The organism is Streptomyces sp. NPDC002076 (assembly GCF_053593835.1).
Map to the genome: position 1 here is coordinate 255,824 of NZ_JBSFDI010000013.1, position 22,556 is coordinate 278,379.

The following is a 22,556-nucleotide window of genomic DNA, read 5'->3' on the forward strand; positions in this document are numbered from 1 at the left end:
CAGGGTCAAGAGGCGGCGCGGCGGTTCGCGGCGGCCCGCTTTCGCGGCGCGCGCTTCGCCGGTGCCGGGGCCTCGCCGGAATCAACGTCGGCGTCCTGCGATGGCGCCGCAGCCGACTTCTTCGCGGGACGCGCCCTCTTCTTCGGCGCGGGCTTCGCCGCGCTCGCGTCCTGTGCCGCGGCCGCCGATCCGTCGGCCGACTCGTCCTTGCCGTCGCCGTCGCCCGCTTCGAGACCGGCGGCCTCACGCAGGCGCCGCGTGGCCTCCTCCGCCTCACGCACGACGGCTTCGGCATCGGCCCGCTCCATCTCCTCGTCCACATACACGCCGGACAGGTCCTGCGGCGCGGCCATGCGCAGCGACCCGGCCTCTGCGCACTTGCGCAGCATGTGGGCGGGCATCTGCTGCCACATCTTCGCCACGACGTAGGCGCCCTGCTTGCGGTCGTAGTACGTCGGGGCGAACTCGTCCCAGCGCGCGATGAACGGGAAGCGCGCGGTGCCGCGCACGACGGTGACCTTCACCGCGGCCGGGTACGCCTTGGACAGCCAGACGTCGTGGGCGTTGCCCTCGGAGTCGTAGTAGACGGTGTCCTCATAGGAGATGGACTCCCCGGCCCTCGCCGCCGCCCGGTGGGCGACGGTGCGGAAGCCGTCGATGCCGGTCTGGATGGTCCAGGTCTTCTCGGGCTCGTCCGGGTTGTCGGCCGCCTTCCAATTGGTGCGGCCGATCATGTAGATCTGCCGCGCGAACGGGTCGAGGCCGGTGCGGACGCAGTAGTGGAAGAACATGGCCAGGTGGCCGCGCGGGGCGCTGGCCAGGCCGGGGCTGATCAGGTTCAGCGTCGAGAGCTGCTTGTGGTCGAACTCTTCCTGATCGGCCCGCAGGACGATGGCGCTCGGCCGCACGACGGGATGCGCCGCCGTCTCCGTTTCGACCACCGCACCCTCCACGGTGGCAGGCTCGGCGGGTTGTTCGTCGCTCACTCTTCACTCCAAAAAGTCAGTCGGTCCGCAAGCTGCGGACCTCGAAGGCGCCCGCCCACTCGGGGTGGCGCTCGATGAGGAGCCGGACGTACCGGCTGCGGAAGTTGTTGTTGAGGCGGAACTCGTCGCCCTCGGTCGCCGTGACGTATCGCCAGCGCAGAACCTCGAAGAGCATCCCGATGCCGATGCGGCTCGCGCCGCGCTTGAGGTAGTCGGCTGTCAGGGCCTCCAGCGCACGGAGCACCCAGGGGTTGAGCTGGTGGAACGTCTCGAACTGGGCCTGAATCGACGGTGCTTGGCCTTCGGGCTGCCGCACGGTGTGGATGACCAGGCCCGGTATCTCGTCCTGGACGGCTGCCATACCCACCCCCTGATGACCTGTATCAAGAATGTCATCTATCTTGCGGGTTGGCGTGTAGATGATCAACCCCACCGAGGGCAAGGGCGACTTCACACCTCGACTCAGGTCAGCAGCAGGCGCTTTCGGCCGCGTCGTCCATCCGCGCCTCGCGGGCCTCGTTCAGCCGCGAGAAGTCCCGCAGGGCGTCGATGGCAATGTTGGAGTGGGGATGCTTCATGACATAGAGCGAGAGGGCACCTTCGACAATGAGCGCCTCGCTGGCATCCATGATGGCAACCTCGTCACCGCCCGATGTGGTGATGAACTGCACTACTGGGCTCCTCGGTGAATTGCGGACCCCGTAAAGGGATTACTTATATCTTATTCGCAATTGGGAGCTAAGTACAGTGTCTGCGCAGGTCAGAGCGGCTTGCGGGCGTGACGGCCACGGGTGAAGACACGACTTCCAGGGCCGTCGTAGGTGCCGTCCCGCAGGGAGGCGACGACCGCCTCGTCTACCTCCCACGGCAAGCTCCGCGCGCTGTCGCGCAGCATCGGCGCGGCGTCCAGCACGGTGTCCAGCAGCCAGAGCATCGACCCGGACAGCAGCCAGTCGGGCTCCGGGAACCGCCCTGTCGAGATGGTCGTCGCCAAGTTGCCCTGCGCGGGCAGGCGGAACAACTCGATGATCTCCTGCTGGCCGACGATCGGCGGCAGCTCATCCCCCAGGTCCGGCTCCCAGCCCTCGCCCTGCTCTGCGATGATCCGCGCCTTCACTTCCAGGTCGATTTGGCGGAACCGCGCGGTGGTCGCACCCCACCCGGCCGCGAAGCCGAGCGGCCAATACCGCACCCCACTGACGATGATGGCGGTCTCCGGATCCAGCACGCTGCCGCGGCTCGGCGACAGCCACTGCGCGACCTGCTTTGGATCGACGCGGTACAGCGCGGCGAACTCCTGGTGCCCGACCAGATACGGCTTGCGCCGACTCATCCCCGTCCTCCGGTGTCTGCCGTGAATGCAGAGGTCAGCGTAGCCGTACGCACACGCCGGCGTACGCGACGGTCGCTGCTATGGTGGCGACGGTCTTTTCTCCAAGAGGCCAAACGGCCCCCGCTTTGGCGGGGGCCCTGTGCGTTGCCGCGCTCTCTACGCGGTCTTGCCCTCGGGCTGGTCGGCGGTGAAGCTGAGCCGGGTCGGGCCCTGCTCCTTCCTCTGTCGTGTGAACCGCAGGGCGTGGATGGTGCGCCCGCCGGTCACCTCGCGGAAGGCGGTCGCCACCTCGCCTTGGTCAGCCCTTTGACGACAGGGCTTCTAGGCCCTGCCGTTCGCGGCACCGCCCGGCGCCCCTCCGATGCGGTTGCGTCCCCAGCGCACCCGCTCACGCACCGCGGGATCGGCATGTCCTTGGAAGAGTTCCAGGACAGCCGCCGCAGCGGGCCCTCCGATCTTGCAGGCCGTCAGGACCACAGCCCGCGCTTCCTCCACAGTGAGGCCGTCCAGACCAGGTAGCAGGTCGAGTACCGCCGCCCCTGCATCCGCCAGTACATTGGCCGCCGCGTCGTCACGGGGCGGGACGAGCGCCTCGGCTCGGCGAAGCACTTCCTTGCGGACCTCCGGGTCGACCCGCGTCGCGTACTCAAGGGAGGCCGTCGCCAGCAAGTGGATCCGCGTGCGGGGTTCCGGCTCGCGGTCACCACGTTTGACGAGCGCCAGCAGCAGCCGACTGGCTTCGCGCTCGCGGCAGTGGCCGACGGCCATGCGCACGACGTCTTCGTACTGTGGGTCGTGCGCGTGATTGATCAGGAAGCCGAAGTGGCCCCTGTCCACAAGCGCGTGGGCGGCGAAGAAGTCCTGGAAGGTGCTGTGCTGAAACGTGATGGTGCTGTCCATCTCGCGCAGGACTCCGCTGCGGATTAGCAGATGGCGCAGCGCCGACTCCGCCTTCGCCGGGTGTACGTCGAGCTGGGCCAGGTCCGCTGCGACGATACGGGACGCACGGCTCCTGCTGATCTCGGTCGCCCCGTTGAAGGTCATCCACAGCGCGAGGGCCCCGAGGAGATGCTCCTGTGGTTCCTGGCCCAGGGTGATTCCCTCGGTGGAGGCGATTGCACGTTGTATGTCGCGTCGGCCGAGCAGGAGGTTGAGGGCCGCTCGGTGCAGCGACATGGGGTCGTCGGGCAGGTACCCCCGCCTTTCCAGCCACACCGCGCAGATCAGCGTACAGAGGCGGGGATTCGCTGCCATCTCCATCAGAGACGCCCTGGTGTCAAGCGCGGCCCGCAGGGCTCTGCGGTAGTCCACCGCTTCGTGACTGAACCAGCTCCAGTCCTCGCTCTCCCGCAAGGCGGCGAACCAGCGGTCGATGAAGGTGCCTACGTCCGCCGGGCTCATCGGCAGCACGCTGAAGGCGGTGAAGCCGTACCCGGCGAGCCAGTCGCCCGGCACGGCGGACGGGCGCGACGTCGCCACCACAGCGGTGTCGGGGTAGAGGGAGAGGAGCCCTTCCAGCCAGGAACGCACCCGTGGGCGCTGGTCGTGCTGGACCTCGTCGATACCGTCGACCAGGAGCAGGCCCCGCCCCCGGTCCAACACCCGCGTCAACCAGCCGGCGGGCTGGTTGTCCGCCGCTGGATACTGCAATTCGCCGAGCAACCGCCCCACTTGAGGAAGCCCTTGCGAACCGGTGAGGGCGCGCAGCGGGACCACGAACGGCACCCTGTTCTGCAACTGGCCCAGTTCGGAAGGCAAATCCCCCTGGGCAGCCCGCACCGCGAGCCAGTGCATGAGCGTGGTCTTTCCGGAACCGGCTGCGCCCTGGAGGAGGATCCGGCTTCGTCCTTGCAGCGCGGCCTGCACGCGTTTGCCGGTCGCCACCTCAACGGCGGAGCGGTCGGGGTTGCGGCGGAGTGCCGTCTCGGCAAGTTCGAGGGCCAGGAAAGCAGTGTCGAGGGGCCATACGATCCTGCCCAGTGCTGAGCCGTGGCCCATCGTCTCGACCTGACCGTAGCGGTGCGCGACATAACCCCGGTACCGCACCTCGAACTCGTGGTCCTCGCGCTCCCGGTCGGACAGTTCGTCTAGGGCCTCCACAGCGACGTCCGCGCCGCAGTGCCTGCCGAGGGCCTCCCGGAATCCCGGATCGTCGGCGATCACCCGCACCGGTATCGCCTCCACGCGCCCGTTATGCCAGCCGGTCGGTGCTGTGATGACCACGCCGATCAGGGCACCCTGGCAGAACAGACCGGCCCCCGATAGGCCCGACCAGGGCGACCGGTGCGGCGTCGGCTCTGGTGGGGTGCCGCTGCTCTCCAGCACGTACCGCCCGCCCAGGATCGAGGACCCCGGCTTGACCCGGCCCGAGAGTTGCTCGCTGTCGAGGTTGCCCCGCTCGTCGCGCTGGACCAGAGGGAAGCCGATAGCCTGACAGTTCTCCTGGGTGTCGAGGCGAATCAGCTCGCCCCAGCGCAGCGGGGCGAATCTGTCCGACACGTCATCCGGCACGACAGGGGCACGGGCCACTAGCAGTGCCGCGTCGCATGCGTCGTCCTTGCGTCTCCACACGACATCGCAGATCGCCTCACCAACGCCGCCGAACACCACTGCTTCGGCAGTGTCCTTCTCCCCCACGACGTGCGCGGCCGTAAGTACCAGCCGTGGCCCAAGGAGGTAGCCGCTGCCCTGCCGCGCGCCGAAGACGGCCGCGACACGCGAGTGGTGCGGATTCACGACCCGTCACCCGATGGCTGCGTGGTTCGTGTGAAGCCGGCCGTGCCGCCACGGTCGGTGTTGCCGATCTCCAGGGCGCGTCCCGTCGCCGCATCCTTGGGGCTCAGCATGAGCTTCACCCGGTGCGTGTCGACCCGGCCGCGCGACAGATCGGCTCCGGCGGTGACCACCCACGCCTTGACGCCGGCCCTGCCCCTGACGTCCTTGCGTAGCTCGACCGTGAACTCCAACTCGATGGAGTCCACCGCGAAGCGGACCGCTTGATCGGCGCCCCGCGCCGCTGCTTCTAGCAGTTCGTCGCGCAACGACTGGACGGCCTTCGCCAGTTCGACGCCTTCAAGATCCTGGCCCATCGTTCCCCCGTGCACACGGTCGCGCGTTAACACGGGCGGAGAGTGACCGCCCGAAGGCCGAGCGTAGCGCCTCGATCTCGGACTCGTCAGGTAATCGGCAGCCGCTACGAGAAGACGGCCACCCCAGCCGGACCTCCATCGCGAGGATCTTCCTCGGGTCCGCCCGCTGAGCCAAACCGGATGTTAAGACATTAACTCGTTTCGTGAGTCTGGGGTGGCAGATGAGCGTGCAGGCGACGTTGGTGAAGGCGACAAACTACCCGGCTTTGCACTCTGGCGGCGGTGCGGTCGGCGGCATCATGTGCAGGCCGGGCTCAGTTGGCAGCCCTCCAGACGAACATCAGGCCACGGCCACACACACACTGAAGAGGCACAGTCCGTACAGGGCGATGGCAAGGTGCAGAATCACCCACAGGCGATGAAGGCGAATGCGATGCAGCCGAGGAAAACGACGGTAATGATCGGCTCTCGCACGTACCAGTCCTTCGTCGGAGCCCAGCACACCCAGCTCCACCAAGTCCTTGGTCAATGCCCGCGCCTGAGAGAGGTGGTAGGAAGCCCGTTCGAAGTACTTGGAGACTGCCACCGCCCCATACCCTCCGGTCATCGCCACGAAAAGGCACAGAGGCATGACGTACGTCGAGAACTTCTGCTGGACAATGAGAGCACTCAAGGCAGCCGTGATGACGAGCAGGAGGTTGGTCAGTGCCGAGCGTTGGGTCTCACACTGTCGTAGCTGCTCCCGGTGCTCCTTCCAGTAGGCGCGTATCGCCTCTTCCGAGACCTCAGCCATGAAGAACCCCCCGCATCCGCGGCACTCGCCAGTCATCCGGTTCGCTTCTACGAACCCCTCAGCAGTGGAGACACCGTAGCGTGAGAATCTTCATCAGCAGCGTCCGCAAGGGACTGGAAGAGGAGCGCGACGCGCTGCCTGGACTCATTCACGCGCTGGGGCACACCCCGGTCCTGTTCGAGGACTTCTCCGCGCAGACCACACCCAGCCGGCAGGCGTGTCTGGCAGCTCTCGACTCTGCGGATGTCTGCGTCTTCCTGCTCGGGCCGTCCTACGGTCACGTATTCCGCGAGACAGGGCAGTCGGCAACACACGATGAGTGGATCGCGGCCAAAACAGCGGGCAAGCCGCGCTGGGTGTATCGCAAGCTGGGCGTCACATTCGAGGACACCCAGCAGGATTTCGCCCGAACCGTGGAGGCCTACCCCACAGGGGTGTTCCGTGACTCGTTCCACGACACCGCCGAACTGATGACCAAATTGGTGCGCAAGGTCAAGGAACTGGAGTCAGGCCCGTCCCCGCTCTCCTTCGCGCCCCTGGCGCAGCCCGTTCCACTACGCTGGAGCCTCGACGAGGCTGGTGTCGAAGGCGGCGTCAGCCTTCCCCTGCTGGAACTGCATGTTTTTCCGGTGGGGTTCGCCAGCTACTCGGCAAGGGAACTGGAGGAGGTGGGCACCTCGCTGGCGGACCGGATCCGCCGGACCGGGGCAGTCAAGAACGATGTTGCCCTGATGTCGTCCAGTTCCCACGAGCATGCAATCGTCAGCATCCCCGTCAGCCGGCCCCGTACGTGGGATGCGCCTCGGCCTGGGGAACTGGTGGAAGTTCGCTTGCACAAGTCGGGCCAGGTCTCCCTGCGGGCCACACTCCCCCGAGACAACATGGGCTCCATCCTCGATCACGAGGCGCTGCCCCAACAAGTCACCTCCCTGCTGAGGTTCAACGGCGCACTGGATCTGATCCAGCACGAACGGATCGTCGTGGCGATCGGTGTGTCAAACCCCAAGCTGACCCAAGTCGACAGGTTCAACCCGCATCAGTCACGTACGCGTGCTGAACTCAGCGCCTACATGCGCTCGTTCACGCTGCGAACCGAACCGGATGAGTCCACCAGCCAGGCCGCGCTGGACGCGGGTGCCGAGGAAGTCGCTGGCATCCTGTCGCGAGCCCTGATCAAACAGCACCCCTCAGCCCCCTAAGAGGCCTTCTGCGAGCTCTAGTTGCCACACGGTGCGGACGGCCAGCGGTACCGTCAGGTCCGCCAGCACGGTGTCCACCTCCAAGTCGGTGACGAGCAAGCCTGTCGTATCCATGACCCCAACTGCAGGAACAAGTGCGCCATCACCATGCGCGCTGTCGGACAACACCGTTTGATGGCAGAGGGGTTCCTCTCAACCGCGAGCCAGGCTGAAGACGGTGAGCACCACCGCGGTGACGCTGGCCAGCACGGCGATGGTCGGCAGCGGCCACCGCGTATTCTCCAGGGCACTCACCCGTTCCTCCAGCTCCTCAAGGGCCTTGTCCGTCTGGTCGCTGCGCTGGACCAGCAGCGCGAGCTGACCGTCGATGCGTGCGAACCCCACCTCCAGCGCCGACCGGAGCTCGGCCAGGGCCAGCGCGACCTGTCCCTCGGGCACGGCCTCCTCCTTCCCCTTTGTCACAGACAGTCAGTACTTCGGGGTGGCCGGGTCGTGCTTCGCCGGCAGCCAGGAGGCTGTGCCCTGCCTGCCCAGGGCGGTGCCGAGGGTGGACTTCATTGCGCTGAGCGCGGCGGGTATCGAGGCGACGGCCGCGGCCTGCCACGCCGACAGGGAGACCATGTCGGTCGTGCTGGAGGCGGCCATCAGGCCCAGTAGCGCCTGGAGGTAGGTGGCAAGGGTGCGCTCGGCGATGTCGGCGAGGGACTGCGGCATCGGGTCGTGCTCCTGGTGCTGGGTGGTGGGGGTCGGTTCGGTGGTGCCGGCCTGGTGCGAGACGCGCAGGTCCGCCCAGGTCTCGGGCCCGGGGATGCCGTTGGCGTCGGCGCCGTGGAAGCCGCGCTTGATCTGGTAGGCGGCGTACGAGCGGCGGTGCCCCTCATTCCAGACCGGGCCGGGTGGCGTGTCGTAGGAGTCGCAGCCTTCAGCGATCAGGCGCTTGGCCATCGCCGCGATCAGCGGCGAGGAGCGGCCCTCACGGAAGAACTGGGCACCCGGGTACGCCGCGTACTTCGGCGTCGGCTTGGGCTTGGGGTGTGGCGTGGGCTTCGGGTGCGGCTTCGGCTTGTCGCCACCGCCTTTGAGGTGCCGGGCGACGCGGGCACGGAAGTCGTCCATGTCGATGCCGCCCGGGTCCGGCTTGCCCGGCTGCCACTCCTTGTGGCCGATGACGCTGTGCTCGTTCCAGCCGTGCGCTTGGCAGATCGCCGCAGCCGCGCGCGCCATGGCATCCAGCTGGGCGGCCGGCCACGGCTGGCTGCCGGTGTTGATGCACTCGAAGCCGTAGAAGTGCCGGTTGCCGTCGGTGTCGGCCTCGTTGTCGCGCGGGAGGGTGGCCTTCTCCGCGATGACGGCGAGCAGGACGTCGGTGTCGCCCATCCCGGCGTGATTGCAGCGCCCGTAGCCGATCAGATGCACGGTGCCGGAGCGGTCGATCACTCCCTGGCACAGGGGGCCGGGCAGGTCTTGGTAGCCGGTCCGGCACAGCTCCACCATGTCCTTCTCGGAGCTGTACGGGCCGGTGTGGTGGATCATGACCCCGTTGACCGGGCCCCAGTTGCCGTGGGTGTTGCGGTTGTGGGTGCGCCAGTTGCCGTGCTCGACCACGCCGAGCCCAGCGCCCTTCAGCACGGACAAGAACCTGTCCGCGCCCAGCGGTGTAGCCACGCGCTTCGTCCTTCTCCCCTGCGCCGGATGGCAGTCGGCCGTGGCCGCCGTGGCGGTCCGGTCCCTCGGGGTTGCGAAGCGGGTGGAGGGTCACCCGGGCGTCATGCTACCGGCGGCGCCCGGCCGGTGGCCGGGGCGCGCGCTGGTCAAGCCTCATCGTGGTCGGTCCGGAACGAGGTGCTGTCGAGGCTGACCCAGGTCGCGCGGACGCTGCCCCCGCCCTGCACACGCAGCCGCACCAAGCCCTTGGGGGCGATGTCGAGCTGGAGGTTGCGGCGGGCCGCGTCGGAGGCGACGTCGACCGTACGCGGTGCCTCCGGCCAGTAGCCCTCGGGCAGCAGCGCGACCAACTGTTCGTCGGTGGCCCGCCCGCCGGCCAGCCCGATGCGACCGGAGAACTCGGTGGTGTCCCAGGGGTTGGCGCGGAACTGCGGCGGCTGCTCCGGGTCCGGGACAGTGGTGTCGCCGGTCAGGGGGAGGTCGTGCCACTCCGGGTAGGGCGCGCGGCTGGCACGTTCCAGGGTGGTGACCCGCTTCTCCAGGCGGGCCAGTCGGCGGCCGAGGGCGGCGATGGTGTCCGGCATCTACTGCTCCTCTCCCTCGCCCGTCTCGTCCTCGGGCTTGTTGGTGCGCTCCAGCTTCAGCGTCACGCGCTCGGCGGTCTCGCCCTCGCCGGGCCGTACGGTCCAGCCGACGATCCGGCACCAGCCGTCGAACTCGGTGTGCGGCTCGAACAGGCGAATACGCACGTCGTCGCCGATGCTCAGCGCCTCGATCGGGGCGGCCGGGTGGTCGATGATCTCCAGTTCGGTCAGCGTGGGCAGGACCTGACGGGCCAGGCGCTCGCGGCGGGCGCGCCGCTTCAGCTTGGCCTCGTCCTTCTCGCTCGTCTCCATCCGGTGCTCCAGGCGCAGGCGTCCGTTGCGTGCGCCGTCCACGACGACCTTGCGCTTCTTGCCCTCACCCGCGCCGAGCCCGATGACCCACTGGGCATAGGAGTCGGCGTCCTTGATGACGTGCGGCGCGCCGACGACGTTGGCGCCGGTGGTGAACGTCAGGTCCTCCCGGCGCTGTCCGAGACGGGGTGCGCCAAGGATGATGCGCCGCTCGGCGCGCCGCCCGCGCCATGCCACGGTCTCCGACCACTCCAGGCCGTCATGGATGTCGGCCATCTCGTCCACCATGTCGCCAAGGTTGCGCGGGTCGGTCTTGGAGGTGGTGTACGGGTCCTTCGCGGTGCCGGTCTTCGCCTGAGACTTGGTGTCGTCCACGACCACGCCGAGGTCGCCGTCCGGCTGGGCCTGGGCGTAGGCCCACACGTCGCGGATGACCTGGCACGGGTCGGCGTCGATGTAGGGGCCGCGGCCGTCGAGGTTGCCGTGCAGGTCGAAGCGCCGGTGGAGGTAGCTGCCGAAGCCGGAGGCTTCGATGGGCAGGGTGTTGCCCTCCGGTTCGGCGCGCCACAGCAGCCCGCCCCAGTCCAGGCGGGCGTTGCGCTCGACGAGGAGCACCGCGTCGCCGGCGTCGAGCGTGTCGCTGAGCGAGCGGCGAAAAGAGGTCGGCAGGGAGGCTTTCAGCGAGCCGGGCCCGGAGATCTCCGGGCCGTACTCCACTTCGCTCAGCGGCAGGTTCCAGTGCAGGACATCGCCGGTCGCGGCCCGCGCGACGATGTAGCGGTAGTCGGCCATCCTCACACGGGTCCTTCCGTGAAGGCGACGTCGAGGGTGGCCGTCGTGCCCTTGGCGACGGTCAGGTCCCCGTCCCCGTACTTGTCGTTCTGGTTGATCTCGACGGCCAGGCGCTGGCGGGTGCCCCGATAGGCCGGCGGCACGGCGAGGGTGTCGGCCAGGGTGACACTGGCGCGGCGGGTGGTTGTCCCGTCGTCGTCTACGACGGTCGGCTTCGCGGCGCGCTCCCCCAGCCGCGTGCGCAGCTCGGCGTAGACCGGCCCCGCCTCGGCACGCAGGCCGGACAGGGTGACGACGATGGCGGCCTCCGTCGCCCATGCGGGGACGTCGAGATCCCAGGCGGCATCCTTGGGCCATGCCGCCCAATGGCCGTGCTTGCCCGGCACCTTCTCCGTGGTCTCGGGGTGCACGGTGCGCAGCGTGCGCTCGGTGCGCGGGTTGGCCAGCCGTCGCAGGTCGCTGATCATCTCGGCGGTGATCGTCGCGGTGTTCCGGGGGATGGTGAGGCGGGCCAGCGGGATCGCCGTCATCTCCCGCAGCGCAGTGGTGTCCTGCTTGCCGATGTTCTGGATGAGGTGGAAGTAGCCGATCTCCTGGCGGCGCGGGTCGCGGTCGCCTTCGAACTCCGGGTCCTCGATGCGCAGCACGAGCAGGTCGGTGCGGGCGACCGGCCCGGTCGGCGGCACGTCGACCACGGCGTCGCCGATGTTGGACTGGGTGTAGGCCCCTTGCCACGGCCGGGCACCGTGGATGAGAGCGGAGCCGTCGCCGACGCGGACGCCGGGGCCCGGTGTCTCCAGGGGGCGGACCTTCAGGTCCTCACCACCCGCGACACCCTGCCGGCCTCGGGCCAGGTCGCGGATCATCAGGCGCATCGCGCGGGCGGAGTGGTCGGCCCCGCGCACCATCATCGGGGGTTGCAGCGTCACGAGTGCTCTCCGTTCACAAGGTGGTGTACGCGGACCGCCACGCCACCTCGAGGCGCGCGGTGCCGGACGGGTCGTTCGCGCTCCAGGCGATCTCGGACCGTCTGGGCGGGAGGGTGAACAGGTCGAGACGGGAGGCGGGGCTGAGGTCGTTGGCGACATTGACGGTGCCGTTGCGCAGGGCCCAGCAGGTCCCGGGTCGGGTCTCCATCTCCACCCACTCGCCCTCGCGTAGCGACAGGCCGAGTTCGAGGACGCGGCGGGTGGCGGTGTTCCAGATCCGCGGGTTGGTGACCGGCCCGTGTACGCGCAGGCTCGGGTGAGTGGGCACGTCGCCGTGGTTGGTGACCCACCCGGGCCTCTCGTCGGCCGGGTGATGCTCCGACTCGGGCGGCCGGCGGCACGCGGCGGGGCGGCCCATCCCCTCGTCGACGGTGCGGTCAGCGCGGTCTGTGCGGGCCGCCTGGTCGAGGCCGAGCGTCAGCCTGGACAGCTCGTCGTCGTACCAGCGCGGGTCATCCAGGCCGACGAACTCGATGTCCAGGGGGATCCAGCCGTGCACGGCGTTGGCCGTGCTGGTCGCCTCCATACGGCGAAGTCGCCCGTACATGCGGCGGGTGGCGTGCCCTGGCCACCGTCCGCGCAGGACGTGGCGGCCGTCTGGGCTGGTGCGGGCGTCTGGAGTGTCCAGGGCTCGCTCCAGCCGAGCAAGGATGTCGGCAGCCTTCACCGGGTCGCCGGGCGTCTTGATGCCAGCCTCGAAGCGCAGGGAGCGGGGGCCGTAGAAGTCCCGGCCCGGGGTGGTGCCGTCGCTGTTGGCGTTGTCGGCGTCCTGCGGCCGGGTGGCGGGCGACCCGAGCCCTTCGACGTTGCCGACCGGGACGTAGGTGCCGGTGCCGAGGACGACGCCGCCGATCTCGTACTGCCACGGGGCCAGTTCGGGGCGGCTGTGCTTGTTCGGTGCTGTGGTCATCACACTCTCCCGCCTCGCTGCGCGTTGCGCAGGGTGCGCATCATCTCGTTGCCGATCTGCTCAGGGGTGGCGGCGCTGTCGGTGACGCTGATGGGCATGGAGCCGATCAGCGGCTGCTGCTCGCGCACGACGACGACCTGAACCCGGCCGCCGGCGCGGGCGTCGACCACGCGGGTGCGGGCGCGGTCGCTGCTGGTGCGGATGTCGAAGGAGCGCACGACACCGGCGATAGCTTCGACGCTGCGCGCTTGTTTGAAGGAGCTGGCGAGCATCGGCGTGTAGTCGCGGCTACGGGTGCCGCGGATGCCGCCGTTGGCGTACCACTCGACCTGGCCGCCGAAGCGGTCAACGACTTCCTCCACGATCGCCTTGCTGCGCTCGCGCTTGGAGTCGGCCAAAGGCACGTAGGCCTCCCCACCGGTCTCCCGCTCACCCCAGATGCGGTAGCTGCCGGCCGGGGCGATCTGCGCGACGTGCCGCTCGCGGCGCTGGCCGCCGGTGAGCCCGCCGTCGGCGAAGTAGTCGACCACCGCGCCGTCGGCATGCCGCTTGGCGGCGCGGGCCTGTGCCTCGGCCTGCTTCTCGATGGCGTCCGCGATGTTGGTGTTCTGCTCGGCGAGCTGGCTGAAGATCGAGACGTGCCGGGTGGTGACCGTCACCTCCTTGCCGCGCAAGGCGTCGATGCGCTGCTGGATGGCGTCCGCTGCCTTGCGCGGACCGCTGGTCGGCACGATGACCTTGACGTTCTTCAACCCGGGCACCTTCTCGATCCGGAAGCCGAGCGCCTGCAACTGCTTGCGCGCCTCGTCCGTCGGCGCCTGCACGATGACGTACTTCGCGCCCGGCGTGGCGCGGATCTTGGCTTGGACGGCCTGCAGGCTCTTGATCGCCGCAGCGGTCGGCGCGGAGACGGTGACCTTCTTACTGCTGGGCGTGCGGCCGAGCTTGTCGATCAGGGTGTCTAGGTTCTTCTTCACCGCCGCGGTCGGCGCCGTGATCTTGATCTGGCGGGTGCCCGGTACGGTCTTCACGGTGAACCCGAGGTCGCGCAGCTTCTTCTGCGCGCCGTCGCTGAGGGAGTCAACCTTGATCGTCCGCTGCGTCGGCAGACGGTGGAACTCGGCCTGGACAGCGATCAGGTTCGCCAGAGTGGAGTCCATACCCTTGGTCTGAAGCAGCAGCGACACCTTCGACGGCAGCAGGCCGAGGCTGTCCGCGACGCCTTCGGCCTGGGCCTTGGTCAGGCCGTAGCCCTGGGCGGCCTTGATCGCCTCGGCGCGGGCGCGGCTCATCTGTTCACGGGCCTTCGCGAGCGCCGCGGGCAGCGTCTCGCCGTTGCGCTTGGCCAGGTCGAACGTCGCCACCGAGGCGTCGGCCGCCGCGTCGGACAGGGCGGTGAGCTGGGTGTACAGCTGCTGACCGTTGCGCGTGGTGGTGTTGAGGGTCTTGTCCTCGTTGACGAGCTGCTTGCCGCCGTAGCCCTGCCCGCGGTTGACGTTCTTACTCCCCTCCTGCAGATCAAGGACGGCGCTGTTCACCTTTGCCTTGGCGGCCTGGAGAGAGATCTGTCCGCCCGACAGCAGGTCGAGCGCCGACTTCAGCGAACGCGTGCGGGTGTCGGCATCCGCCGTCTCGTCGGCCAGGCCGCCGACGGCCGCCTTCAGCCGGTCGTACGCGGAGGTGCCGTCCCCGGCGCCCTTCGCTGCATTGGCGAGTTCCTTGGCGTTCTTGACCGCATCGGCCATCTCGCCCTTGACGCTGCCGAGCGCGTCGGCGGCGTCCTTGTACCGCTGCCCGACGTCCGAGTAGTCCCGCAAGGTCGCCTTGCCACCGGCGACGTCCTTCCAGATCTTGTGCTTGTCGGCGGTCGCCTGCAGCTGCTTTTGCAGGGCGTCCAGGGATGTGCCCTGCCCGAGGTAGGCGTCGGTCAGGGTGGCCAGGGGCACGCCGGCCTGCTCCATGACCTTCGTGAGCTGGCCTTGCTCGGTCTTGGTGTCCAGCAGGGCCTGGGCCGCATGCTGGCGGACGTTGCTGTCGATCTGTCCGCCGGACTCGCGCAGCGCGGAGGTGAGCGAAGAGATGCGCTGCTGGTGTTCAGCGGCGGCCTGCGCGGCCTTCTGCTGGCGTGCCGCAAGTAGCCCGAGGCCGACCGACACGCCCGCCATGACGACACCGAACGGGCCGCCGAGGGCATTGGTCACGCCGCCGAGAGCAGAGCGCAGCCCCGATCCTGCCGCCCGGCCGATCCCATTGAGGGTGCCGGTGAAGGTGACACCGGCGCCGTTCGCGCTGCGGAACGCAGCCGTCATGTTGCCGAGGAACCCGATGCGGGCCTGGACCGCTGCCCAGGCGGCGCCGTACCGGGACAGGGCGACGCCGGACGTGGCGGCCAAGGACTGCTGCACGCGCATCTCGTCGTTAAACGCCCGGATACCGGAGCGGACCGGCCCGCTGACGGTGGCGGCCAGGTTCGTCAGGGCAGGCTGCGCCCGGCGGAATAGGAGCATCGCCAGCGCGGCCGACTGGATGGGGGCCGGGAGGGCGCCGAACGCCGTGACGAGGCCGCCGACGACATGCCCGATCGGGACGAGGACCAGGGACAGTCCGGAGACTGCGTCCATTGCGGCGTTGGCGACGGTCGCGACGATGTCGAGCGTGCCGGCCGCCGCGCCGCCCTCCTGACCCAGGCCCGCGACGGCCTTCAACAGCGGCTCAGCACCGTCGGCGGCGTTGGACAGCACATCGCCGAGGGTGCTTCCCGCGTTGATCAGCAGATTGAGACCGGTGGCCAGGGAGTGCTCGCCGATCTCCTTGAGCGGGCCGACCAGTTGCCGGGCTTCCTCGATGAGCCCGCCCAGTCCGGCCTCGGTCCTCGCCTTTAGGTCCGGCCCGTACAGTGTGGCGAGGTCCCGGCCGTAGCTGAGGGCCGTGGTCAGGTACGGCGTGGCCCCGGCCATGCCGCGGGTGAGCAGACGGGTCACCCACTCCAGGCCGGGTGCCATCCCCTCGTACAGGGCGATGCCCGTCTGCCGGGCCTGGGTGCGCAGCTGCGTCATCGCACCGGTCAGGCCCTGGCCGCGGGAGGCGGTGATGGACGCCGCGGCCCCGGTCTGTCGTACGGCCATTGACAGGGCGTCGAAGGTCTCGGTTCCCTGGTGTGCGAGCGCCACCGCGCCGCTGAGCGCGGGCTTGCCGAACGCGCGGGTGACCGCGGCCGCGAAGTCCTGCTGGGACATGGTGCGTTCGGCCTTCGACAAGCCGTCGATCACGGTGCGCAGGCCCCTGAAGCGCCCCTGGGTGTCGAATGCTTCGATCCCCAGGTCCTTCAGGGCACCCCGCATCTGGGGTGTCGGCGCGGCGAGGTTGGCGAAGATCCCGCGCAGGCTCGTGCCGGCGGTCTGGCCGAGGATGCCGCTCTTGCCGAGCATGCCGACCGCCGCGGCGGTGTCTTGGAGGCTGACGCCGAGCGCGTGCGCGACCGGGCCCGCGTACCGCATCGAGTAGTAGATGTCGGTGATGGACCCGGAGGCGCTGTTGGCGGTGGCGGCGAGGGTGTCGGACGCCTTGGCCGCCTGATCAGCACCGAGACCGTACTGATCCATGATGTCGCCCAAGTACTTGGCCGACGTGGCGGCGTTGACGTCTGCCGCCGCGGCGAGCTGGAGCGAGGCGCGTACGGCGTCGATCGACTGGTCCGCGCGGAAGCCCGCCTTGCTCAGCTCGACCATGCCCTCGGCGGCGTCCACCGACGTCGTGGTGGGCAGCGTCAGGTCGTCGCCGAGCTCCTGGGCGACCACGGCCGCCCTTTTCATCTGTGCGGCGGTCGCGCCGGTCACCGCACGGAAGAGGTTCATCTGCCGCTGGTAGCGGTTGCCCTCCTCGATGATCTGCCCGGTACCGAGGATGAGGGCGCCGCCGGCGAGCATGTTCGTGGCGGACAGGCCGCGCCGCCCGGCACCAGCGGTCGCCCGCTGAAGCCGGGACATCGACCGTGCCCCATCCTCGCCCGCCGTGCGCAGGGCCGTGCGGGCTGCGGCGGCGCGGGTAGTGATCCGGTTCAGCTCCCCGACGGCCGCGCGGGAGGAACGATTCAGCGCGGCGAACTGCGCAGCGAGCCGCGCCCCGTTGGTGTCCAGCCGGGCCAGGGACCGGTGCGCGGCGTCGGTCCGCTCCCCCAGGGTCCGCATCTGTGCGGAGGCAGCACGGGTTCCCGCGATCAGGTCGCGGACCTCGGCGCGCATCGCGACCGTGAGGGTGAACCCGGCCACCGCGGGCGGCCTCCTTACATCGTGCGGGGGTGGATCAGGGGCGCGGCTGGTACTGCTCGCGCGGGAGGAGCTGGATCTTCACGCCGTAGCCGGACCGGTCCTGGGGGACGTGGTCGCGTTCCTGCTCGATCAGCTCGCAGCCGGGGCAGCGCAGCGTGTCGGTGACGTAGGCGTGGGGGTCACCGCCGCGTTCGCGGTCCCACTCCTCCAGCCGGGTATGGCACTCCGGGCACACCGACCGCTGCCACTCGGCCCAGGCCAACGCCTTGGCTCGGTCGAGGTCGGTCCAGCGGCCGTCGCCTCCGAGGAACTGCGAGTGCGGTATGCCGAACTTCTCGCACAGCTCCAGCTCGGCGCGCAGGCCGGCGTCGCGGCTCAGCCTTTTCCCAGCTCGACCCGGCTTTCCTGTTGGACCTGCCAGGCCGCGTCCCACAGGGCGTTCGCGTCCGGTGCCGACCAGCCGTTCAGCAGCTCCTCGGCCTCGTCGCGGCTCATGCCGTCCACGGAGGCGGCGGCGACCAGGGCGGCGGGGAAGGTGTCGGCGTTGAAGATCGCCCCTTCCTCCGCCTGCTGCTCGGTCGGCGAGTGCTGGGCGATCAGCTCCTCCAGCACCGGGCGTGGCAGTGCGCGGAAGGTCAGGAAGTCCGAGGCGGCATCCAGAGTCGCCAGGGCCTTCTCCCGCGCGGTGTCGGCTTCGGCGGCCTGGTGTGCGGCCAACTCGTCTCCTGGGTTGGCTTCGGCGACGAACCGGGCGCGGCGGGCGGTCTGCTCGGCATCGTCGTACCGCTGGCGCAGTTCGTCGTCGTCGCAGACGCGGAGCCGGTTCTGCGGCCGGGCCCGGCGGCGGAGGCGTTCCATCTTGGCCGCCCATGCCCCCTCCCCCGGGCTGGCCGAGGGGGACGGGTGTTTGGGCTGTGTGGGGCGCGACATGGTCAGCCCTCGTCGGCGTCGTGCTCGCGGACCGTCGTCTCGGTCTTGGTCTTCGTGGTGCTGACCACGGTCACGTCGACCTGCTCACCATCGTGGTCGTGGTGGCCGTGACCGTGCTCGTCGAAGTCGTCGTCCGGCAGCGGGTGGGGATGCGCCTGCGGTACCGGGCGGTCCAGCGACGGCTCGTCGGTGATGGTGAAGTCCACCTTGAACTTGGCGGCCTCATTGCCGGTGGAGTAGGTCGCGGCGCGGGTGGCGACCTGCACGGGGAACACGTCGACCGAGCGGCTGCCGGGCAGGTCGCCCTTGCGGAGCAAGATGACGTAGCCCTTAGCCCCCTTGGGGAGCTGCTGCTCGATCGCGTCCGAGAACCGGTCCTCGTAGAACGTCAGCGAGCTGTTCTCGGCCTTGTCGTTGCCCGGGATCGAGGAGTTGAAGGTCGAGCCCATGTCGGGCGTCTCGATGGGGTCGTTCTCCAGCGCCCAGCCCTCGATGTCCGAGACGGCGCCGGTCAGGCCGAAGGCGCTGTTGATCTCGCGGCGGCTGGGGTACTTGGGGTCGCCCAGATCCTTGGACCAGAGGATCTTGGAGATGCCGCGCCGCAGAAATCGGGTCTGGGTCTTCTTGGTGCTGGTGGACACAGGTCCGCTCCCACTTCTGGGGCAGCGTCCCGTGCCGAGGCCCTGCCCCTTGAGGTTCAAAGGGGGTTCGCCTGGCCTGGGGCCTAGCGTCCGCGCGGGCCTCCGCGGTGAGGATCAGAAAATGCTTCTTCATGCAGGCGTCACGGTGATCGTGACCCGCTGCACGTAGGACACGATAGCGCCTGCCGCCGACACGGAGGGCTCCCCTGCGGCGTCGTACGTCAACTCCCGGTCGATGACATGAGCTTGGGAAATGCGCAGGTCGTGGGTCCAGCGGCCGTCGGTCCGGCCGACGACGCCGGCGCGTACGCGGTCAGCTAGCCACTGGACTTGGTCGGCCCGTTCCCCGACCGAGGTGACCTGGTAGCTCCACGCCGCGTCCGCGTGCCAGTCCCACAGCGGCGGCCCGTCGAACTCGGCAGGCAGCAAGTCGAGGATCGTGTACGGGGCGGGTGCGAGCTCCCAGCCGGACTTGCCCTGCACGCGTGGGAGTTCACCGATGCCGCACGGGCGGCCGGTGGCCTGCTCGACGAGCGCGGCGAGCGCCCGGGTCACGGGAAGGCGGGCGGTCACGGCAGCACTCCGTCGGTCAGGGCTTGAATGAACGCAGGCTCGGTCTGCCGGAACGCGGGCTCGACGTGGGGGAAGGGCGGCTGCCGGTAGTGCCTCCCGAGAGAGTCCACGCCGACGAAGCCGTGCTCCAGCCGCCTAGCCTGTGGGGCGTCGGAGAAGACCTCGGCGGTGACCTCCCCGCCGCTGGTCCGCATCCTCACGTCCCAGGAGGCGCGGTACTGCCCGGTGATCACGTTCGGCCCCGGCCTGCCGGACGCGTTCCGCTGGATGCGGACGCGGAGGAGCATGGCGTGATGCCGCGTGATCGTCCGTGTGCGGGCACGAGCGGCCGGACCCATTCGAGCCAGCGCCGCGGCCAGCGCGATCGGATCACGGAACGCCGCGGCGTCCGGGTGCGCATTCAGGTGCAGGTTCGCAGCGGCCATCAGTCAATCACCTGGACACGGACGATGCGCACGACGCTGTAGGTGCCCACCGCTTCGTCGGATACGCGAAAGCGGCGGCCGACCAACTGCGGATCGCGGGGGCCTCCGGGACGGATAGATTCGGCCACCCGGATCACGTCGTCGCGGCGCAGCACCGGAGCGTCGACGGGTAGTACGGCCTGGTAGTCGGTGGTCGGCGGCTCGACTGCAACCGATCCACCCACCGGCTGCGTGATGGCCGGCCGGCCGAGCGGCATCACCGCGCCGAGCCCATCCCAGACCAGCTCCTCGTCCGGCGCGGGCGGCACCAACCTGCCCGTGGTCTCGTCCAGCACATCGTCCGTACGGCCAGCGCCGTCACGCCACACTTCCAGTTTGTCGTCCAGGACGCGGCCGACGACCCGGCGGGCGCCTTCCACGTCAAAGGCCACGAGCCCACTCTCCGAGCTGGGTGAGCATCGCCTTCGTCAGCGAGTACGGCTCGGTGCCCAGGTCGGGGCGGGACAGAGCCGCGCGCTCCAGGGCTTCCGGGTCAATGGCGTCGAGGAAGGCTGCCGCTGCCGTGCCGGGGTCTGCATGGTCGACCACAGCGACACGGGCCATCCCGGACCAGCGGATGTCTCCTCGGTCGGCAACGTGCAGCAGGACCTCGGGCCATTCCCCAGCGAAGTGGTTGACGGAGTACACCTTGAGGGCGCCCGGGTCTACCTCGGTGCCGTCAATCTCGATGTCGGCTCGACCGCCCCGCGCAGTGATCTCAACGCGCCGGGGGCTGTCCGTGTCGGTCGTTTGATCCATTCGGACGACGCTAGAAGGGCTGTCGGACAGCCAGGACGCTCCTGGCCACGGCGTAAGGCTGCCTGCCTGCAGCAAGGTCAGCTCAAAAGATCACCTTGCCGCCCATACATCATTTGGAGAAGGTTCGTCCCACTCATCACGCTTGACGCGGCTCTGCGGACTGGGGGCGCCATCACCCTCTCTAGGCTCGCCCGCCCTGACCGAGTCCGGGATACCGCCACGCCCTGAGTGTCCCCCGCCGCGAGACCTTCAGAAGCACCTTATGTAAGCCGCTTGACCCGAATGGCAAACTTTTCTAGAAGACCCCCTGTCTCTCATGCAGAATCTAAGTGACTCGGCGAGAGGTAGGGCAGCATGGCAGACGAGAATCTCAGACTGGTCTACGAGTCTGAGCGCCATGATGAGCAGAACACCGCTGCTCTGATCATTGCAGTGACTACGGGAACTCTTGCCTACTTCGCTGCAGCGGTCGCATACCTTGCCGATCAGCAAAGACAGACAAAACTGCAGCCAGAGCTATTAATGGCTGCGCCTTTCCCGTTGCTCATTCTGACCGGGTACGTCACTTTCCAGTATGCGGCATCCCGGGTCAGGCAGAGCTACCTAATGTATCTTGAGGCTCACCTCTCTAATAAGCCTTGGAACCGAAAGGTAAATTTCCCGGGATTCACCACACTACATCAAGGGCTATTTGCCGGATGGAAGTCGAGCTTGTGGCCATTCGCCGTTCTAACGGTCCTGACTTTCGTCTCTCACGTCATCATCGTTGTAGGCTTCACGGCCTACACTTGCTACATCGCCTACAAGGCAAATGCGAATGCGGTCGTTTTCTGGCTGCTCGCCTCCTTTTACATTCTCATGATTGCCGTGAATATTGCGGCAGCGGTGATGATGATGAGATTTGCCAATGACCCGGATAGTCCCTACCTGAAGAAGCTCCGCATGATGGCATGCGAGACGGCTAGATCGGAAGAGAGGAGGTGGGACGCTAGTCGTTCATAGTGTCCGTCACGCCAGAGAGGGAGGGGCTTTGAGTGTTTGGCTGCTTCGAAGACTGCGCCCCAGCGTAGTCCTGGTCCTAGTAGTTGTCGCCAGTGCAGGTATGGTTGGGCTGCTTCGGGTTGTATGGGAGGGGCGATTTTACGACTACTCGCGGGCAAGCCTTCCCGGGGACATCCTTATTGGCTGCGAGCTGGCTGTAGTCTCCGCAGAGCTTCGCAGGAGTAACCCCTCTGGGTCGCTGTATCGGTCTCGAATTTGGCACGCTGCGACCTTGACTTCTTGTACCCTCTCGGCACTGACGCTTCAGATTCATTCGATGAATCAATCAGGAAGGTTGCAGACTGTAGCAAATAATTATCACAACCTCGCCGTCGTACCCGTCTTGGGGTATTTTGTAATTTCGACCATTCCGGTCGTTCTCAGATCTCCCAGACGCACTAAAGCTGCCGCCGGCGCATTGCTGCTCACTTGGCTCGGCTTGCTCATCCTTGATATCAGCCAAGGCAATCTACAGAATAATTCTCCACTTATCTCCAGAGTCTCGTTGAATCCCCTGGCGCGCCTCGATCTGCTGAAGTTGCCCAATTGATTAGCAATTCTTGAGGTTCCCGCAGCGGGATGACGTCAGGGCGTGTCTGGTCTCGGCGATGAAGCCGTCGAGCAGGTCGGGTCGGTGCTGCATGCGTTTCAGATCGGGTGTGTCAGCTCGGCGAGGGCGTCGATGATGCAGGCGCCAAGGTTGCCCAGCCCGCCGGGACACCTCATATTGTCGGTTCCTGACCTCACCTCTTGCCACCGGACGACAGCCACACACGGAAGCCGTGCCGCTCTGATGCGAGACCCTGAGTTACTGCCGGACGGATGGAAGTGAACCAGGTCCGAAGCTCGACGACCGCCAGGGGCAGGCCAGTGGCCTGGGCGTTGAGGTAGATCTGACTCCTTCCGAGCGGCCATTAGCTCACCCGATCCAGCGATGGGACCACATCTGTTGCGATGGATAGCCGAAACGCCGACGCCTGGGGCGGCTGCGCCTAATAACCAGGGTCATCAAGCCCGGAGTCAGGCCGAGACCGCGACAGGCCGCGAGACGCTGGATGAGACGGGCGTGCACTGCGCTGTGCAGCGAAACAGTGTTGTCGACATGACACTGATGTCGGCGGCGGCTGAACTCTGGTTCTGGATCACATTTGGTGCCAGAGCCACGGAGGGTCACCAGCTCGACGATCATGAGCGGTCGTGACCCACGACCCGCTCCAGGACCTCTGGC

The 22,556-nt window shown here is 68.2% G+C and carries 24 protein-coding genes and 2 pseudogenes; 4 read left to right on the top strand and 22 right to left on the bottom strand.

The window, feature by feature from the left end; all coding sequences use genetic code 11:
- Positions 1–5 precede the first annotated feature (5 nt).
- The 8 genes from ACWCQS_RS27285 to ACWCQS_RS27320 form a co-directional block, all read right to left on the bottom strand.
- On the bottom strand, positions 6–986 hold the full coding sequence (locus ACWCQS_RS27285; protein WP_451006892.1) for a recombinase RecT: 981 nt from the start codon (positions 984–986) through the stop codon (positions 6–8).
- A gap of 16 nt (positions 987–1,002) precedes the next feature.
- A complete protein-coding gene (locus tag ACWCQS_RS27290) occupies positions 1,003–1,347 on the bottom strand; it encodes a hypothetical protein (RefSeq protein WP_275560772.1) in 345 nt (114 codons plus the stop codon).
- A 106-nt stretch (positions 1,348–1,453) separates the two neighbouring features.
- Complete coding sequence (locus ACWCQS_RS27295) at positions 1,454–1,657, bottom strand: hypothetical protein (RefSeq protein WP_275560771.1); 204 nt, start codon at positions 1,655–1,657, stop codon at positions 1,454–1,456.
- 89 nt (positions 1,658–1,746) lie between these two features.
- On the bottom strand, positions 1,747–2,319 hold the full coding sequence (locus ACWCQS_RS27300; RefSeq protein WP_451006893.1) for a hypothetical protein: 573 nt from the start codon (positions 2,317–2,319) through the stop codon (positions 1,747–1,749).
- 156 nt (positions 2,320–2,475) lie between these two features.
- Entirely contained in the window at positions 2,476–2,607 is a 132-nt protein-coding gene (locus tag ACWCQS_RS27305; protein ID WP_451006894.1) for a hypothetical protein, read from the bottom strand.
- A gap of 33 nt (positions 2,608–2,640) precedes the next feature.
- Entirely contained in the window at positions 2,641–5,055 is a 2,415-nt protein-coding gene (locus tag ACWCQS_RS27310; RefSeq protein WP_451006895.1) for an NACHT domain-containing protein, read from the bottom strand.
- Positions 5,052–5,408: a trypco2 family protein gene (locus ACWCQS_RS27315; protein WP_275560767.1), complete on the bottom strand. Its 357-nt coding sequence runs from the start codon at positions 5,406–5,408 to the stop codon at positions 5,052–5,054. The genes ACWCQS_RS27310 and ACWCQS_RS27315 overlap by 4 nt, the downstream gene beginning before the upstream one ends.
- A gap of 340 nt (positions 5,409–5,748) precedes the next feature.
- Positions 5,749–6,201 carry a hypothetical protein gene (locus tag ACWCQS_RS27320; protein WP_359586453.1) on the bottom strand — a complete coding sequence of 151 codons (453 nt, stop codon included), beginning with the start codon at positions 6,199–6,201 and terminating at the stop codon, positions 5,749–5,751.
- An 80-nt stretch (positions 6,202–6,281) separates the two neighbouring features.
- On the opposite strand from ACWCQS_RS27320, the gene ACWCQS_RS27325 reads away from it, so the two are divergent.
- Positions 6,282–7,400, top strand: a complete 1,119-nt coding sequence (locus ACWCQS_RS27325) for a DUF4062 domain-containing protein (RefSeq protein WP_451006896.1) — start codon at positions 6,282–6,284, stop codon at positions 7,398–7,400.
- A 192-nt stretch (positions 7,401–7,592) separates the two neighbouring features.
- Here the strand turns inward: ACWCQS_RS27325 and ACWCQS_RS27330 are convergent, their stop codons facing one another.
- From ACWCQS_RS27330 to ACWCQS_RS27395, 14 genes and pseudogenes are all read right to left on the bottom strand, one after another.
- On the bottom strand, positions 7,593–7,838 hold the full coding sequence (locus ACWCQS_RS27330; protein ID WP_451006897.1) for a hypothetical protein: 246 nt from the start codon (positions 7,836–7,838) through the stop codon (positions 7,593–7,595).
- A 336-nt stretch (positions 7,839–8,174) separates the two neighbouring features.
- Positions 8,175–9,065, bottom strand: a pseudogene (locus tag ACWCQS_RS27335) (peptidoglycan-binding protein); the annotation flags it as partial.
- 146 nt (positions 9,066–9,211) lie between these two features.
- Complete coding sequence (locus ACWCQS_RS27340; protein ID WP_451006898.1) at positions 9,212–9,649, bottom strand: hypothetical protein; 438 nt, start codon at positions 9,647–9,649, stop codon at positions 9,212–9,214.
- Positions 9,650–10,753, bottom strand: a complete 1,104-nt coding sequence (locus tag ACWCQS_RS27345; RefSeq protein WP_451006899.1) for a hypothetical protein — start codon at positions 10,751–10,753, stop codon at positions 9,650–9,652.
- Positions 10,754–10,755: 2 nt separating this feature from the next.
- Positions 10,756–11,682, bottom strand: a complete 927-nt coding sequence (locus ACWCQS_RS27350; protein WP_451006900.1) for a hypothetical protein — start codon at positions 11,680–11,682, stop codon at positions 10,756–10,758.
- A gap of 13 nt (positions 11,683–11,695) precedes the next feature.
- Positions 11,696–12,652, bottom strand: coding sequence for a hypothetical protein (locus tag ACWCQS_RS27355; RefSeq protein ID WP_451006901.1), 957 nt, complete (start codon positions 12,650–12,652; stop codon positions 11,696–11,698).
- A complete protein-coding gene (locus ACWCQS_RS27360; protein WP_451006902.1) occupies positions 12,652–16,920 on the bottom strand; it encodes a phage tail tape measure protein in 4,269 nt (1,422 codons plus the stop codon). The genes ACWCQS_RS27355 and ACWCQS_RS27360 overlap by 1 nt, the downstream gene beginning before the upstream one ends.
- Positions 16,921–16,954: 34 nt before the next feature.
- Complete coding sequence (locus ACWCQS_RS27365) at positions 16,955–17,353, bottom strand: hypothetical protein (protein WP_451006903.1); 399 nt, start codon at positions 17,351–17,353, stop codon at positions 16,955–16,957.
- Positions 17,296–17,778 carry a hypothetical protein gene (locus ACWCQS_RS27370; protein ID WP_451006904.1) on the bottom strand — a complete coding sequence of 161 codons (483 nt, stop codon included), beginning with the start codon at positions 17,776–17,778 and terminating at the stop codon, positions 17,296–17,298. Before ACWCQS_RS27370 ends, ACWCQS_RS27365 begins: the two co-directional genes overlap by 58 nt.
- Positions 17,779–17,852: 74 nt before the next feature.
- The gene (locus tag ACWCQS_RS27375) at positions 17,853–18,491 is read right to left on the bottom strand and encodes a phage tail tube protein (RefSeq protein ID WP_451006905.1); all 639 of its coding nucleotides are present in this window, start codon (positions 18,489–18,491) and stop codon (positions 17,853–17,855) included.
- 129 nt (positions 18,492–18,620) lie between these two features.
- Positions 18,621–19,064, bottom strand: coding sequence for a hypothetical protein (locus tag ACWCQS_RS27380; protein ID WP_451006906.1), 444 nt, complete (start codon positions 19,062–19,064; stop codon positions 18,621–18,623).
- Complete coding sequence (locus ACWCQS_RS27385) at positions 19,061–19,489, bottom strand: HK97 gp10 family phage protein (RefSeq protein ID WP_451006907.1); 429 nt, start codon at positions 19,487–19,489, stop codon at positions 19,061–19,063. Before ACWCQS_RS27385 ends, ACWCQS_RS27380 begins: the two co-directional genes overlap by 4 nt.
- Complete coding sequence (locus ACWCQS_RS27390) at positions 19,489–19,920, bottom strand: DUF6093 family protein (RefSeq protein WP_451006908.1); 432 nt, start codon at positions 19,918–19,920, stop codon at positions 19,489–19,491. The genes ACWCQS_RS27385 and ACWCQS_RS27390 overlap by 1 nt, the downstream gene beginning before the upstream one ends.
- Positions 19,910–20,287, bottom strand: coding sequence for a hypothetical protein (locus ACWCQS_RS27395; RefSeq protein ID WP_451006909.1), 378 nt, complete (start codon positions 20,285–20,287; stop codon positions 19,910–19,912). The genes ACWCQS_RS27390 and ACWCQS_RS27395 overlap by 11 nt, the downstream gene beginning before the upstream one ends.
- Positions 20,288–20,641: 354 nt before the next feature.
- Between ACWCQS_RS27395 and ACWCQS_RS27400 the strand changes: the two genes are divergently transcribed.
- From ACWCQS_RS27400 to ACWCQS_RS27410, 3 genes and pseudogenes are all read left to right on the top strand, one after another.
- Positions 20,642–21,289, top strand: a complete 648-nt coding sequence (locus ACWCQS_RS27400; protein ID WP_451006910.1) for a hypothetical protein — start codon at positions 20,642–20,644, stop codon at positions 21,287–21,289.
- A gap of 271 nt (positions 21,290–21,560) precedes the next feature.
- Positions 21,561–21,878 (top strand): hypothetical protein, encoded by a 318-nt coding sequence (locus tag ACWCQS_RS27405; protein ID WP_451006911.1) that lies wholly within the window; start codon positions 21,561–21,563, stop codon positions 21,876–21,878.
- A 454-nt stretch (positions 21,879–22,332) separates the two neighbouring features.
- Positions 22,333–22,418 (top strand): annotated as a pseudogene (locus ACWCQS_RS27410) (NUDIX hydrolase); the annotation flags it as partial.
- Between the last annotated feature and the right edge of the window lie 138 nt (positions 22,419–22,556).

Coding starts and splice junctions, on each gene's coding strand:
- ACWCQS_RS27290 (WP_275560772.1), bottom strand. CDS start 1,347: ATGGCAGCCGTCCAGGACGAGATACCGGGCCTGGTCATCCACACCGTG.
- ACWCQS_RS27300 (WP_451006893.1), bottom strand. CDS start 2,319: ATGAGTCGGCGCAAGCCGTATCTGGTCGGGCACCAGGAGTTCGCCGCG.
- ACWCQS_RS27315 (WP_275560767.1), bottom strand. CDS start 5,408: ATGGGCCAGGATCTTGAAGGCGTCGAACTGGCGAAGGCCGTCCAGTCG.
- ACWCQS_RS27320 (WP_359586453.1), bottom strand. CDS start 6,201: ATGGCTGAGGTCTCGGAAGAGGCGATACGCGCCTACTGGAAGGAGCAC.
- ACWCQS_RS27340 (WP_451006898.1), bottom strand. CDS start 9,649: ATGCCGGACACCATCGCCGCCCTCGGCCGCCGACTGGCCCGCCTGGAG.
- ACWCQS_RS27345 (WP_451006899.1), bottom strand. CDS start 10,753: ATGGCCGACTACCGCTACATCGTCGCGCGGGCCGCGACCGGCGATGTC.
- ACWCQS_RS27355 (WP_451006901.1), bottom strand. CDS start 12,652: ATGACCACAGCACCGAACAAGCACAGCCGCCCCGAACTGGCCCCGTGG.
- ACWCQS_RS27370 (WP_451006904.1), bottom strand. CDS start 17,778: ATGGAACGCCTCCGCCGCCGGGCCCGGCCGCAGAACCGGCTCCGCGTC.
- ACWCQS_RS27385 (WP_451006907.1), bottom strand. CDS start 19,489: ATGGCCGCTGCGAACCTGCACCTGAATGCGCACCCGGACGCCGCGGCG.
- ACWCQS_RS27395 (WP_451006909.1), bottom strand. CDS start 20,287: ATGGATCAAACGACCGACACGGACAGCCCCCGGCGCGTTGAGATCACT.
- ACWCQS_RS27400 (WP_451006910.1), top strand. CDS start 20,642: ATGGCAGACGAGAATCTCAGACTGGTCTACGAGTCTGAGCGCCATGAT.